The organism is Propioniciclava tarda, assembly GCF_900182665.1.
In the GTDB taxonomy this organism is placed as follows: Bacteria; Actinomycetota; Actinomycetes; order Propionibacteriales; family Propionibacteriaceae; genus Propioniciclava; species Propioniciclava tarda.
Genome location: NZ_FXTL01000024.1, coordinates 19,520 through 33,623, shown reverse-complemented (window position 1 = coordinate 33,623; position 14,104 = coordinate 19,520). Strand labels below are relative to the sequence as shown.

Below are 14,104 nucleotides of genomic sequence, written 5' to 3'. Positions count from 1 at the left end.
CTGCGGACTCGACTCACCCTGCACAACCCAACAATTCCAGCCCAGAACCGATCAACGCGGCGGACTCGCGGACGGATTGTTCAGCAGGCTCCTAGCGCGCGTTCAGGAACTTCTGCAGGCCGGTGGTGGTCTGGCGTCCCCAGATGCCGTCCGGCTTGGTGCCGACGAGCGACTGCAGCTTGACCGTGGTCTGCCGGTCGCGGACGCCGGTCACCTTGGCGCCGACCTTCACCTGGAGCGACTTCGAGGTCTGCTTGCCCCAGATGCCGTCGGTCTTGGCGCCGGTCCAGCGCTGCATTTCGGCGATCGTCAGCGGACCCATCACACCGTTGACCGTCACGAGTTGCTTGTAGCTGACCACCTCGGACGCCGCAGGCGCCGGTGTCGCTGTGGCGGTCTTCGTCGTGACCGTCGTCGGCGCGGGTGCGGCCGCCGTGCCGCTGGGCAGGGCGTTGCGATCGGCTCCGCCGTTGTCCTTGGTCAGGCCGGCCTTGACGGAGCAGGCGGGCCACGCCCCCGGACCCTGGACGGACAGCACCCGGCGGGCGATCGCGATCTGCTGGTCCTTCGTGGCGCCGTTGGCCTCGGGCGCGTAGGTCTGCCCGCCGAAGGCGGCCCAGGTGCTGTGGCTGAACTGCAGCCCGCCGTAGTAGCCGTTGCCGGTGTTGATGTCCCAGCGGTTCGTCGACTCGCAGTAGGCGACCTTGTCCCAGACGGCCGGATCCCAGGCGTTGGCCCCGGAGGCGGCGACGATGCCGCCGATCCCGACGGCTGACAGCGTGAGGAGTCCACCGGCGACCCGGAGTCCCAGCTTGCTCATGGCGCACCCTTCTCGATCGGACCGGTCGAACCGCGCACCTCAGCTGTGCGCGTGCCGCCGCCGAGAGTCGCAAACTATCGACTGAGAGTTTGCTGACAAGGCCCTGAGAGCGCGGGGTTGAGAGTTTGGGCGGACGCGGAGGCGTCCAACTCTGAACCTGGCTCGACCGCGAGTCGAGACTTCCCTCGCCGCGCCGCCCCGGGTCGGGGGGCGTCCGGGTCAAAGATGGCGCTCATGAACGACACCCAAGGCGCGCTCTTCGGCCACGGCGTCCTTGCCCACAGCCGGGTCTGGCGGGACGGGGTCTGCGTCGACACCGACGTCACCCCCGACGAGATGTTGGAGGTCGCTCACGACCCCGACTCGCTCGTCTGGCTCGACCTCCTGCGCCCGTCGGCCGAGGCGCTGCTGGCTATCGCCCGGGACCTCGGCCTGCCTGAAACCGCCGTCGAGGATGCCCTGGCGCCGCACGAGCGGGCCAAGATTACGCGCCACGATTCGCACCTGTTCTTCACCGTGTACTCGGCTCGGATGCTGTCTGACGAGCCGGTCCAGTCCGGACGCCTCGAGGTTGGCCGGATCTCGGGGATCGTCATGCCCAAGGCCCTGGTGACGATCCGGCTCGACGACACCTTCGACATGGAGCCCGTGATCGCGCGGTGGGAGGACAACCCGTCGCTGCTCAAGGCCGGCTCGGGCGCGCTGGTCTACGGGCTGCTCGACTACGTGGTGGACGGCCATTTCGGCACCATCCAGGAGATCGACGACGAGATGGAGCGCCTCGAGGACGTCCTGTTCGAGGATCGTCCTGCTGGCCAGTTCCTGCAGCGCTCGATCTATGGGCTCCGCAAGGACCTGGTGCTGCTGCGCCGGATCGTCCTGCCCATGCGGGAGATCGTCAACGGCATCCTGCGGCACGCGCCCACGAGCAACGGCCTGGACGCCTGGTATGACGACCTCTACGACCATGTGCTGCGGGCGTCCGAGTGGACGGAGTCGCTGCGCGACATGGTCTCGTCGATCTTCGAGACCAACCTGTCGCTGCAGGACGCCCGCCTCAACACCATCATGAAGAAGCTCGCCGGCTGGGCCGCGATCATCGCCATTCCCACCGCGATCACGGGCTGGTTCGGCCAGAACATCCCGTATCCGGGGTTCAGCGAGCCCCTCGGACTGTGGCTGAGCGCGGGCCTGATCGTGGGCGGTGTCGCCATCTTGTACGTGATCTTCAAGGCGCGTGACTGGCTCTGATCGTCGAGTCGTGACGACGCGGACGATCCGCTATGCTCTTGCCTCGGCCCGCGAGGGTCCGGCCACCTTAGCTCAGTCGGTAGAGCGACGCTCTCGTAAAGCGTAGGTCATCGGTTCGAATCCGATAGGTGGCTCCACTACCTGCAGGACGCCCCTGGCGCGGGCAGGGTCCCCTCCCTCACATAGGTCCGCACGGCGGCATCGACGCAGGCGTTCCCGCGTCCGTACGCGGTGTGCCCGTCCCCGTCGACGGTCAGCAGGACGCCGTGGGCGAGCGTCGCGGCCGTAGTCCGGGCCCAGTCGTACGGCGTCGCCGGATCGCCGACCGTCCCCACGATCAGGATCGCCGGCGCGTCCGCCGCGCGCGGTGTCACCCACCGCTGGGCAGGAACCGGCCAGGCCGCGCAGCCGGTGTTCGGCCCCATCAGGTAGCCGAAGAGCGAGCCGGACGCCTCCACGGCCGTGGCGTCCAGGGCGGTGCCGGTCTGACGGGGCTGGTCGAGGCAATAGATCGCGGTGCCCGCGCCGACCCAGCCCTCGAAGGTGCCGTCAGGGCGGCGTCCCTGCAGCTGATCGCCGGCCGCGAGCAGCGCGGCGGCGTCCCCGGCCTGCGCCGACCGAATCGCGCTGCGCAGTTCCGGCCACGCCGGACGCCCCCCGTACAGGAACCGCGCCACCCCGTGGGCCGCGGAGTCCTGGTTGAGCCGCCGGTCGCCCACGGGGACCGGGGCAGCGTCCAGGCCGCGCAGCCAGGACGCCAGAGCGTCGTACACGGTCGCCTCGGAGTTCCCCCACGGGCACCCGGCCTCCCCGCCGCACCACGAGGAGAACCGGCGCAGGGCGGCGTCCAGGGCGGCCGACTGCGAAATCTCGCTCCGGCCGGTGAGGTCGACGGGGGCGTCCAGGACCATGCGGGCGACGCGCCCTCCGAAGAACTCGGCGTACCAGGCCCCCAGCAGCGTCCCGTAGGACGCCCCGTAGTAGGTGAGCCGCTCTTCGCCGAGCGCTGCGCGCAGGATGTCGAGGTCGCGCGCGGACTCCTGCGTGGAGACGTGCGCCAGCAGCCCCGGAGGCGTCCGGGCGGCGCAGGCGTCCGCGAACTCCTGTTCGAAGGCCAGCAGCGCGGCGCGTTCGTCGGGGGTGTCGGGCGAGGCGTCCACTGTTTCGCCCCGACGCATCGCCTCGTCGGACAGGCACCGCACGGGCGCGGAGGCGTCCGTGCCGCGCGGATCCCAGCCGACGATGTCATAGGCGTCCAGCCCGGTCGTGTCGAACCAGTCCCCCGCCACCGTCGCGCTCACTCCGGGGCCGCCGGGGTTCACGACGATCGTCCCGACCCGCGTCTCGGACGCCCGCCGCCGCAGCACCGACAGGGTCAGCGTCTGGCCGTCGGGGTGGGCGTAGTCGAGCGGGACCGTGAGCACGGCGCAATCGCGGCCGCCGCAGTTGGACCACGCCAACTGCTGGGCGTAGAAGCGCGCCAGCGCCGCATCGGGGGCTGGGAGGGCGGCGGGCGGCGGCGTGCAGCCGCCGAGGACCAGCACGGACGCCAGCGCCAGCGCGAGCCAGCCGCGCACGTCAGCCCTCGCCGGACGGGTCCGGCTGAGTGCGATCGCGGCGACGGAACGGACGGCGTCCCCGCGGCGGACGCGGGACGGGCGCGGCCGGAACGTTCGGCAGCGCCGGGCGGGGCCGCACCGGTTCGTGGCCCGGCGCCGGAAGGACGACGGTCACCTCGTCGAGGCGCACCGCGCGGACGCCTTCTTGCGCGCGCACCCACACCGAGTCAATGGGCACCGCATGGCCGCTGACGACGCCCTCACCGTCCGGGGTCGCCACCACCGAGCCGACCCGCGGCGCGCAGGCGACGAACTGGGCGTAGGCGTCCGCCTCGTAGGCCAGGCAGCACTTGAGGCGGCCGCACGCGCCGGCCAGTCCGAGCGAGCCCTGGGCGGCCTCCTGATCGCGGGTGACCTTCGCGGGCAGCGGCTCGTTCACCGGGCACAGCAGGCAGCAGCAGAACTCGCGTCCGCAGCTGCCGACACCGCCGGCCAGCGCGGCGACGTCGCGCGCGCCGATCTGGCGCAGGTCAACCCGCGTGCGGAGCGTCCGAGCGAGGTCGCCGACGAGGGCCCTGAAGTCGACCCGCTGAGGCGCCTTGTAGTAGATGACGCTCAGCCGGTCCGGGTCGTTGTCCCCGATCGCGTCGGTGGCCACGACGGTCATCGGCAGCCCGTGGCGTCCGATCAGCTCGCGCGCGACGGCCTCGATCTCGCGGCGGCGCTCGTCGCGGGCCGCTTCGCGGTCGAGGTCGGACGCCGACGCGGCTCCCCCGCACAGCGGCAGGTCGGCGACTGTCCAGTCCACCTCGGCCGGACCCCACACCACGGTGGCCACCACGTGGCCATGCTCGGTCGGGACGAGCACCTCGTCACCGACGGACGCCTCAACGGCGCCGGCGTCCAGATAGTGCAGGCGGCCATGCGTCCGCAGGGACACGGCCAGCACTCGCATGCGCGTCAGTGTAGGCGGGCGCTTCCGTGCCGGGCTTCGACAGGCTCAGCCAGCGGCTGGTGGGTTTGCGGCCACCGATCCACGTGCTGCTCGGGCCGGGCTTCGACAGGCTCAGCCAGCGGTTGTGGTAATAAGCCACCGATCCCTGAGCTTGTCGAAGGGCAGTCAGAACTCGAGGCCCTCGCGGACCCGGCTCCGCCGCATCATGTAGTCGACGCTCCAGCCGCCGGCGCCCACGAACAGCAGCGCCAGACCGACGGCTGCGAGCAGCAGCTCGTGCTCGCCGATGAAGCCCATGCCACCGGGCTCGAATACCGCCCACGGGCCCCACATGACGAACGCGAGGGTCGCGCCCATGATGCCCGCCAGGAGGAAGCCCGCCACGCGGGTCAGGATGCCGAACAGCAGCATGAGCGCGATGGCCAGCTCGGCGATCGACACGCCCAGCGCGATGTAGCGCGGGTACGGCAGCACCGTGTTGGACCACACGTCGATCACCGGCTTGCTGTTGATGATCCCGTTCAGGCCGTGCACCAGCAGGATCGCTGCCGTGACCACGCGCAGCACGAAAAGGCCGAACGAGCCGGAGAACTTGTCCGTGACGCGCTTCGGCGGAGCCACCGGTGCGGCCGGGGCCGCGGGCGCGGCATCGACCTCGGCCCCCGGGGCAAGAGCTGCCATCCGGGCCTCGCGGCGCGCAGCCCGCTCGCGCTCCAGCCGGGCCTGTTCTGCGGTCACGGACTCGTCCATGACCGCCGTGTCCCCCGTCCGAGCGGCGCCCGGACGGTAGAGCGAGTCGGGATCCAGTTCGTCGGACGCCGCGCGGACCGCCTGGTCCGCCGAAACCGGCTCGATGGGCGCCGGGGCAGCGGGCGTGGTGGGTGCGGGGTTCGTCACGGCGACCGGCGCGGCTGGGGCCGCAGGATCGGCGGGGACGGGTGCAGCCGGGACAGGTGCGGCGGCGGCCGGGACGGCGCCGTCGACGTACTTCGTCGCTCCGCCGAAGCGGCGCAGGGCAGCGGGGGCGGCGACGGGCTGCTGCGCCGGGATCACGGGAGCCACGACCTCGGGCGCGGCCACCTGAGCGGCCCGCGTCTCGGCGTCGCGCTGAGCGGCGGCGAAGGCGTCCGCGACCGCATCGCTCTGCGGAAGGCCGAACGCCGCCTCGGGCTCGGCCGCCGGGGACGAGCCCTGCACCCCGGGAGCTGGCGCGTCGGTGTTCGCCCACTCGTCGGCCTGCGGCTCGACAGGCTCGGGCGCGTCCTTGCGTAGCGGGTTCCAGGCCATGATGGGTCCTTCCGGATCGGTTCACGCCCATGCTGTCAAACCGATCGCCCCGGACCGGTCAGCGACACCCCCGCAGGAGCGGACCCGACCGCGGACGCCGCGGCTGCGGCGTCCGAGTGAACGAAGGCGGCCGCACGGCTACAGCTGAAGCCGGATCAGCAGAGCCTCCAGCGCCAAGAGCGGAGCGACGTTGGTTTCGATGGCCGTGCGGCAGTCCAGGACGGCGTCGATGCGGCCCAGGGTCGCCTCGGGTGTCGTCGCCGCGGCCAGCTTGCCGATCTCGGGGGCCCGGTCGGCGTTGATCAGGGACGCCTTCGCCTTCGTCTGCACGGTGAGCACGTCGCGGTAGTAGGCGGTCAGCTCGGTCAGGACCCGGTCGATGGCGTCGCGCTGGAAGCGTTTGACGCGGGCCTTCTGCTGGTCCTCGAGGTCTTTCAGTGCCGCGCCCTGATTGCGCGGCTTGATGCCGCGGGCCCCGAAGCCGAGTGCCTCGTTCAAGTCGGCCTTCTCGCGGGCGTCCAGGTCGGCGGTCGCGGCCGACGCCTCCTCCGCGGCGGCCTCGACCAGGTTGGCGGCCGCTGTCAGGCAGGCCCCCAGCGAGGTCAGGCGAGCGGGCAGGTCGAGGATCTCCTTGCGGCGGCGGCGCGCGTCCTCGTTGCGGGCGAGGTTGCGGGCGCGTCCGATGTGGCCCTGGGCGATGCGCGCCGCGTAGGACGCCAGCGCCTCAGGCACCTTGTCGCGCCGCATCAGCAGGGCCGCGACCGCCTCGTCGCTGGGGGTGGCCAACTCCACTAGGCGGGTGCGCGAGCGGATGGTGGCGATGACGTCCTCGGGCGTGGGGGCGCAAAGCATCCAGACCGTCTTCGCGGCGGGCTCCTCCAGCGCCTTGAGCAGCGCGTCGGCGCCCTTGTCGGTGATGCGGTCGGCGTCCTCGATCACCAGGATCTGGTAGCGCCCCAGCGCCGGGCTCATGGACGCCCCTCGCACCAGCTCACGCACCTCGTCGACGCCGATCGACAGCTGCTCGGTGCGCACCAGGGTGACGTCCGGATGAGCTCCTGACAAGGCGGTTCGGCACGACTGACACTCGCCGCAACCACCTTGGGGGCACTGGAGCGCCGCGGCGAAGGCTCGCGCGGCGTTCGAGCGCCCCGACCCCGGCGGGCCGACGATCAGCCAGGCGTGCGTCATCGCGTGGCGTCCGCCGGCCACGGCGTTGCGCAGGGTGTCGACGACCCTGTCCTGGCCGATCAGGTCGGACCAGACGCCCGTGGTGACGCTCATGACTGCATCGTGCCAGGGGCGTCCGACAGTTTCTGGTGGTCCCCGGGCAGCCCCAGCAGCGCACCCACGCGCGCCGCGATGGCGGCGCGGTTGGCGTCCTTGGAGTCTCGGGCCTGGATGACCAGGTAGCGCTCCGGGTCGCGCGCGGCGAGCGCCAGGAAGCCCTCGCGCACCCGCTCGTGGAAGTCGTCGCCCTCGGCCTCGATGCGGTCGCGCTCGGTCATGGTGCCGACGCCGTGCTCGGGGGCCAGGTCCATCAGGACGGTCAGGTCGGGCAGCAGGTGCTCGGTGGCCCAGCGGTTGATCGACTCGACCTCGCTGAGATCGAGGACGCGTCCCGCCCCCTGGTACGCCAGCGTCGAGTCGACGTAGCGGTCGCAGATCACGACGGCCCCGCGCTCGAGGGCGGGCTTGACCACCGCATAGACGTGATGGGCCTTGTCAGCGGCGTAGAGCAGCGCCTCGGCGCGGGGTGACAGGTCGCCGGTCGAAGGGCTCAGCACGATCTGCCGGATGAGTTGTCCCGCGGGCGAATCACCGGGCTCGAACGTCCGCACCACGTCGACGCCTCGATCGGTCAGCCACTCGGCCAGCCACGCCGCCTGGTGCGACTTGCCGACCCCGTCGCCGCCCTCGAACACCACGAACCGTCCGCTCATGCCCACCTCCGGGGCCCATCATGCCGGACGCCGCCCTCCCGTCATCCGGACTGCGGGACGGATCCGACGCCCGGGTCGCAACCAGCGGCAGGAACTCGCCCCGCGGCGTCCAAGCTCGGCGGAATCGACCCAAGATCGACCCACGCCCGGACCACCCGCGTCCGGCTACGCCTTCTTGGTCGCCCGCTTCGCCGGAGCCTTCTTCGCGGCGACCGTCCGCTTGGTGGTGGCAGCCGGCTTGCGCACCGGAGCCTTCTTCACCGCCGGACCCTTCGCGCGCTTCTCGGCCAGCAACTCCGCCGCGCGCTCGATGGTGATCGCCTCGATCGAGTCGGTCTTGCGCAGGGTCGCGTTGGTCTCGCCGTCGGTGACGTAGGGGCCGAAGCGGCCGTCCTTGACGACCACCGGCTTGCCGGACGCTGGGTCCGCGCCCAGTTCCTTCAACGGCCCGGCCGCCGCGCGGCGTCCACGCTGCTTCGGCTCGGCGTAGATCGCCTCGGCCTCGGCCAGCGTGACCGTGAAGATCTGCTCCTCGGTCGTGAGGGAGCGCGAGTCGGTGCCCTTCTTGAGATACGGCCCGTAGCGTCCGTTCTGCGCGGTGATCTCCACCCCGTCGGACGCCGTGCCGACCGTCCGCGGGAGCGACATCAGCTTGACCGCGTCGGCCAGGGTCACCGTGTCGAGCGCCATCGACGCGAACAGCGAGCCCGTCCGCGGCTTGGCGGTCTTGGGGGCGTCCTCGGGCAGCACCTCGGTGACGTACGGTCCGTATCTTCCCGACTTGGCGACGACCCGCAGGCCGGTGTCGGGGTGGATGCCGAGGTCGCGCTCCTCGCCCATGGGGTGATCCAGCAGCTCGCGGGCGACGTCGAGGGTGAGCTCATCCGGGGCCATGGAGTCGTCGACGTTCGCGCGGCGTCCGTCCTCGGACTCGACGTACGTGCCGTAGCGACCCACCCGGACCGCGATGCCGTCGGCCTCGGTCGCCCCCACCGGATGGAACGTCGACAGGGCCCGCGCGTCGATGTCACCGAGATCGCTGACGAGCTTCTCCAGGCCGGCGTGGTCGCGGACGGCGTCGCCGTAGTAGAAGCTCTCCAACACGGCGAGGCGCTGGGCGCCGCCCTGCGCGATGGCGTCCAGCACGTCTTCCATCTCGGCCGTGAACGCGTAGTCGACCAGGCGCGTGAAGTGCTGCTCGAGCAACCGCGTCACCGCGAACGCCAGCCACGTCGGCACTAGGGCCGATCCCTTCTTGAACACGTAGTCGCGCGCGGTGATCGTCCGGATGATCGACGCGTACGTCGACGGGCGGCCGATGTCGAGCTCTTCGAGCTTCGCGACCAGGCTCGGCTCGGTGTAGCGGGCCGGCGGACGCGTCTCGTGGCCGGACGCCGTGACCTCCTCGGCCGTCAGCGGGTCGCCGGCGGCGAGCTTCGGCAGTCGGGCCTGGTCGTCGTCGGCGTCCCCCGAATCGGAGATCTCGACGTACGCCTTGAGGAAGCCGGGGAAGGTGATGGTCCGGCCGGACGCCGTCAGCGTCGCGTCGGCGACGCTGACGAGCTCACCCGTGGTGGCGTCAGCGACCTCGACCGTGCGGGGCAGGCGCGCGGCGATCTTGACCGAGACGGTCTGGCCCTCGGCGTCCTTCATCTGCGAGGCGACGGTGCGCTTCCAGATGAGGTCGTACAGCCGGAACTGGTCGCCGTGCAGACCGGACGCGTCCGGCGTCCGGAACGTCTCGCCGGCCGGCCGGATCGCCTCGTGCGCCTCTTGGGCGTTCTTGACCTTGTTGGTGTAGACGCGCGGGCGCTCCGGCAGGTACTGCGCGCCGTAGAGCGCCTTGACCGACGCGCGCGCAGCGGCGATCGCCGTGCCCGACAGCGTCACCGAGTCGGTACGCATATAGGTGATGTAGCCGCCCTCGTAGAGCTGCTGGGCGACCCGCATCGTGCGGTCGGAGGTGAAGCCAAGCTTGCGTCCGGCGTCCTGCTGCAGCGTCGAGGTGCGGAACGGCGCGTACGGACGCCGCGTGTACGGCTTCGCCTCGACGCCGACGACCTCGAAGCCCGCATCGCGAAGCGCCGCCGCGAGGGCTTCGGCGCCGGCCAGATCGGCGTGCAGCAGGCCCTTGCCCTTGAGGCGTCCGACGGAATCGAAGTCGCGACCCGAGGCCATCTTGCGTCCGGACGCCGTGGCCAGCGACGCCGTGAACGTGCGGGGCTCGTCGCCGTCGGTCACCGCCTGGACGGCCAGGATCGCCTCGACGTCGGCGTAGGACGCCGCCCGGAACGCCATCCGTTCGCGCTCGCGATCGACGACGAGGCGGGTGGCGACCGACTGGACGCGTCCGGCCGACAGGCGCGGCATGACCTTCTTCCACAGGACCGGGCTGACCTCGTAGCCGTAGAGGCGATCGAGGATGCGGCGGGTCTCCTGGGCGTCGACGAGGGCCAGGTCGAGGTCGCGGGGATGCTTGGCCGCCTCCTGGATCGCGGCCGGCGTGATCTCTCCGAACGTCATGCGCCGGACGGGGACCTTGGGCTTCAGCTCCTCCTTGAGGTGCCACGCGATGGCCTCGCCTTCGCGATCATCGTCGGTGGCGAGGTAGAGCTCGTCGGCGTTCTTGAGGGCGTCCTTCAGCTTGCGGACCGTGGCCCTCTTGTCGGCCTGCACCACATATAAGGGAGCGAACCCGTTCTCGATGTCGACGCCGGTGCGCGCCCACTTCTCGCCCTTGTACTTGGCGGGCACCTCGGACGCCCCGGTGGGCAGGTCGCGCACGTGCCCGACGCTGGCCTCGACGGTGTAGCCCGGACCCAGGTACTTCGCGATATTGGCGATCTTGCTGGGGGACTCCACGATCACGAGGCGGCGCAAGGTGTCAGTAGCCACGTCGGTTCTTCTTCTTTTCCCTCGGATGAGCCGTCGGCATCGGCGGCCAGCCGAGAGTGTAGCCCTCGGCCTCTGCGCAGAATGCCACACGAACCGGGGGCGTCCGGCGCGAACGGTTCATAGCTGATTCACAGCTTGGGCCCAGCGCAGTGAGAGGCGCGGCGGGTTGAGTAGGTCTTGCAGATGCCGAAGGGCTTCCGTGGGGACAGGCAAGGTCCCGACCGCGCAACACCAGGGGTGGGGTGGTGCGGTCGGGGCCTTGCCGCATCTCTGGACGTTTTCGCCCGCACGACTAGTCTCATCCCAGCCAGTGCCGAACGCTGGCGTCCAGGAGTGACGATGACCCTTCCGCCCCCGCCTCAGGGCTCGACCGCCGGACGCCGACGCGTCCGGTCTGGCTCGGTGCTCGTCGGCGTCGCGGTGGCCCTGATCGCCGACCTGGTCACCATCGGCGGGCTGCCCACCCTGGCGAGCGCGTGGCATGGTCCGGTGCCCGCACCGGTGCCCGCGAGCCCGAGTCTGCCGCCCGTGGTGCCGTCGTCCTCGGCGGGGCCCTCGACGTCGTCGCCAACGCAGACCTCGCCGGCGGCGTCCGGGTCACCGACGAGCGGCGCGGTGAAGATCGACAGCTCCCTCAGCGACGGAATCGTCCTGGTGGCGGCGACCCTCGACGCGACGACGTCCAGCGCCGGGACCGGGATGATCCTGACCAGCTCGGGGCAGGTGCTGACCAACTACCACGTGGTGCGGTCGTCGTCCGAGATCACCGTGACGGTGTGCTCAGACAAGAAGAAGTACAAGGCCACCGTCATCGGCCGCAATGCGCGCAAGGACGTCGCGCTGCTGCAATTGGAGGGCGCGTCCGGGCTGACGACGATCAAGACGGACGCCGACGCCGTGGCCCAGGGCGATCCGGTGGTCGTCGCGGGAAATGCCGCCGGACAAGGATTCTTGACCGCCTTCGCGGGCAAGATCGTCAGCAAGGGCCAGAACATCCGCGTCCGGGGGGCATCGCCCAGCGACCCGATCGAAGACCTCACCGGCCTCATCGAGACGGACGCCCACGCCCAGCCTGGCGACTCCGGGGGGCCCGTCTTCGACGCGCAGCGTGAGGTGCTGGGCATGACGACGGCCGGGTCCAGTGATGCGGGCAACAACAAGACGACGGCGTTCGCCGTGCCCATCGCGGACGCCCTGGGCGTCGTCGCCAAGATCCGGGACGGGCTCGAGGGCGACGGGGTCGTGGTCGGGCCCAAGGCTGCGATCGGGATCAACGCATCCAACGACTCACTGCACGGCGTCAAGGTGTCGAACGTCGTGGCCGGCACGGCTGCGTCCCGGGCGGGTCTCAAGGCCGGCGACTATCTCAAGTCGATCGACGGGCGGACGCTGGCCACCCTGTCGGACCTCATGAAAGCCCTCGACGACTTCCAGCCGGGTCAGACGGTGAAGCTGACATGGCGCACCTCGGGCGGCGTGGACAAGTCCGCGTCGGTCGCCTTGGACGCGTCCAAGTACAACTGACCGCCCGGCCGGGTGGTAGGCGAGGTCACGGTCGGTGGCCGCTGGCCCACTCACGGTGAGCTAGGCGGCATTCGCGCCGGGCTCCGACAGACTGAACTACGGCATGATCTGCCGACCGGCGTTTCCGTAACGCGCCAGGGTCAGCTGGACGCGAGATATCCGTCGGCCACCAACTCGCGCAGCCGCGGGGTGAGCTCGGCCGTGAGGGCGGGCTCGTCCACGTCGAGCAGCGAGGCGACGGCACCGATGATCGCCCGGGCGGGCAACTCGCCGTCGCAGGCGCCGACGAGCGCCGCGACGGGGGTGTCCACCTCGGTCGCCCGGCTGAGTCCGAAGCCCTGGCGGAGCACGATGTGCTCGGGATCGGCGGCCCCGGGACGTCCCATCGTCTCCTGGACGACGCCGGGGTGGACGCGCCAGCGGATGTCGAGCAGGGCGTCATCGTCGATGGACGACTCGTCCACGGCACTCTGCTGAGCGGCGAAGGCGTCGCCCACGGGCTGCTGGACGTCGTAGGGCCAGCTTTCGATGCGCAGGTGCGGCGTGGCGCGTCCGGCATTGCGCACCGAGACCCAGCCCATGCCCACGCCCTCGATGCCCAACTGGTCGAAGTAGGCGAGCCAGTCGGCGTACTTGGCCGCGTGCTCGGGTGAGGCGTCCAGGCCGGCGTCCGAGAGCCACATCTCGATGTACTCGTACGGATCGAGGACCTCGCGCTGCAGCACCAGGGCGTCGCAGCCGGTCGCTGCCAGCCACCGACCGAGGCGCTCGTCCCACGGCGTCCCGCGCAGGATGGCCCAGTTGCACAGGACCTGCATGGTGCCCTCGGGCGCGAGGCGGGCCGCCCCGTCGACGATCACGCGGCGTACCAGTTCGTCCCCGGGCAGATCGCCCTCGCGGTAGACCAGCCGCTCACCAGGGGGCGAGATCACGAACGGCGGATTGCTGACGATCAGGTCGAACGACTCGTCCGCGACGGGCTCGTACAAGGAGCCGAGCCGCAGATCGGCGTCCACCCCGGAGAGCCGCGTTGTGATGCGCGCGAGTTCCAGGGCCCTGGGGTTGAGATCCGTCGCGACGATGGTCTTGGCGTGCGCGGCCAGGTGCAGCGACTGGACGCCGCAGCCGGTGCCGAGGTCGAGCGCACGCCCCACCGGACGCCGGATCGTCAGCTGCGCGAGCGTGGACGACGCCGGCGATACGCCGAGGACGTGGCTCGGGTGCGGACGAGCGTTGCGTCCATCCAGGTTGGGCAGGAGATCGTGGCAGATGAAACCTGCGACCGCCTCGCCGGTTGGACCCGCCTCGGCGCCATACGGCCTGATCGACACGGCCGCACGGAGCAGCGCCCGATCTGACGCACCGGCCCCCGGAACAGAGCCTGGCGATCGCCGATCAGAGCCGCTAACGGCTCGATCCGCCCCATCCTCGTCACCGCCCCCGTCCGCTTTCCCAGGGGATCCGGACGGCACTCGAGCGGCTCCGCTCGCTGCCCTGTCGCCTCGACCGGAGGACGGCCACTCAACGTGCACGAGCCCGGACGCCAGCAGAGCTTCGGTCAGCTCCGCGCCGAGCGCCGCCTCGATCGCCGTCTGGTCCACGGCGTCCTGCAGGATCCAGAGCCGGATCAGCGACCCGAGGGCGTCGCCCGGCCCGCCAGTCACCGCGTCGCGGGCCGGCTTCGTGGAGTTGCGCTCCAGCCCGCGGCGTCCGGCGGTGCCCAACCGTTCCAGCACGGGATCGACGGTGTAGCCGATGCCGTGCAGTCGGTCACGGAGGCGATCGAGATCGGGAGCGCTCAGCATGGGTCAACCCTGGCATACCGCCCGGGTCGGGCCTCGCGGGAACTGTCGGACGCGCGTGGCACAGT

The 14,104-nt window shown here is 71.1% G+C and carries 10 protein-coding genes and 1 tRNA gene; 3 read left to right on the top strand and 8 right to left on the bottom strand.

Annotation, left to right across the window (positions count from 1 at the left end; all coding sequences use genetic code 11):
- Positions 1-91: 91 nt before the first annotated feature.
- Positions 92-820, bottom strand: coding sequence for a transglycosylase family protein (locus FN821_RS14940; RefSeq protein ID WP_131173101.1), 729 nt, complete (start codon positions 818-820; stop codon positions 92-94).
- A gap of 234 nt (positions 821-1,054) precedes the next feature.
- On the opposite strand from FN821_RS14940, the gene FN821_RS13660 reads away from it, so the two are divergent.
- Entirely contained in the window at positions 1,055-2,071 is a 1,017-nt protein-coding gene (locus tag FN821_RS13660) for a magnesium transporter CorA family protein (RefSeq protein WP_131173100.1), read from the top strand.
- 61 nt (positions 2,072-2,132) lie between these two features.
- Positions 2,133-2,208, top strand: a tRNA-Thr gene (locus tag FN821_RS13655).
- Here FN821_RS13655 and FN821_RS13650 read toward each other — a convergent pair.
- The 6 genes from FN821_RS13650 to topA all read right to left on the bottom strand — a co-directional run bounded on the left by FN821_RS13650 (position 2,209) and on the right by topA (position 10,710).
- Positions 2,209-3,648: an alpha/beta hydrolase gene (locus FN821_RS13650; RefSeq protein WP_165489385.1), complete on the bottom strand. Its 1,440-nt coding sequence runs from the start codon at positions 3,646-3,648 to the stop codon at positions 2,209-2,211.
- Position 3,649: 1 nt separating this feature from the next.
- Complete coding sequence (locus tag FN821_RS13645; protein ID WP_131173098.1) at positions 3,650-4,585, bottom strand: PSP1 domain-containing protein; 936 nt, start codon at positions 4,583-4,585, stop codon at positions 3,650-3,652.
- A 165-nt stretch (positions 4,586-4,750) separates the two neighbouring features.
- Positions 4,751-5,872: a DoxX family protein gene (locus FN821_RS13640; RefSeq protein ID WP_131173097.1), complete on the bottom strand. Its 1,122-nt coding sequence runs from the start codon at positions 5,870-5,872 to the stop codon at positions 4,751-4,753.
- 138 nt (positions 5,873-6,010) lie between these two features.
- Entirely contained in the window at positions 6,011-7,156 is a 1,146-nt protein-coding gene (locus tag FN821_RS13635) for a DNA polymerase III subunit delta' (RefSeq protein ID WP_131173096.1), read from the bottom strand.
- On the bottom strand, positions 7,153-7,815 hold the full coding sequence (gene tmk / locus FN821_RS13630; RefSeq protein WP_131173095.1) for a dTMP kinase: 663 nt from the start codon (positions 7,813-7,815) through the stop codon (positions 7,153-7,155). The genes FN821_RS13635 and tmk overlap by 4 nt, the downstream gene beginning before the upstream one ends.
- Before the next feature lie 165 nt (positions 7,816-7,980).
- Entirely contained in the window at positions 7,981-10,710 is a 2,730-nt protein-coding gene (gene topA / locus FN821_RS13625) for a type I DNA topoisomerase (RefSeq protein WP_131173094.1), read from the bottom strand.
- Between the two features lie 339 nt (positions 10,711-11,049).
- Between topA and FN821_RS13620 the strand changes: the two genes are divergently transcribed.
- Entirely contained in the window at positions 11,050-12,234 is a 1,185-nt protein-coding gene (locus tag FN821_RS13620) for a S1C family serine protease (RefSeq protein ID WP_165489384.1), read from the top strand.
- A 140-nt stretch (positions 12,235-12,374) separates the two neighbouring features.
- Here the strand turns inward: FN821_RS13620 and FN821_RS13615 are convergent, their stop codons facing one another.
- Positions 12,375-14,039 (bottom strand): DUF7059 domain-containing protein, encoded by a 1,665-nt coding sequence (locus FN821_RS13615; protein WP_131173092.1) that lies wholly within the window; start codon positions 14,037-14,039, stop codon positions 12,375-12,377.
- Between the last annotated feature and the right edge of the window lie 65 nt (positions 14,040-14,104).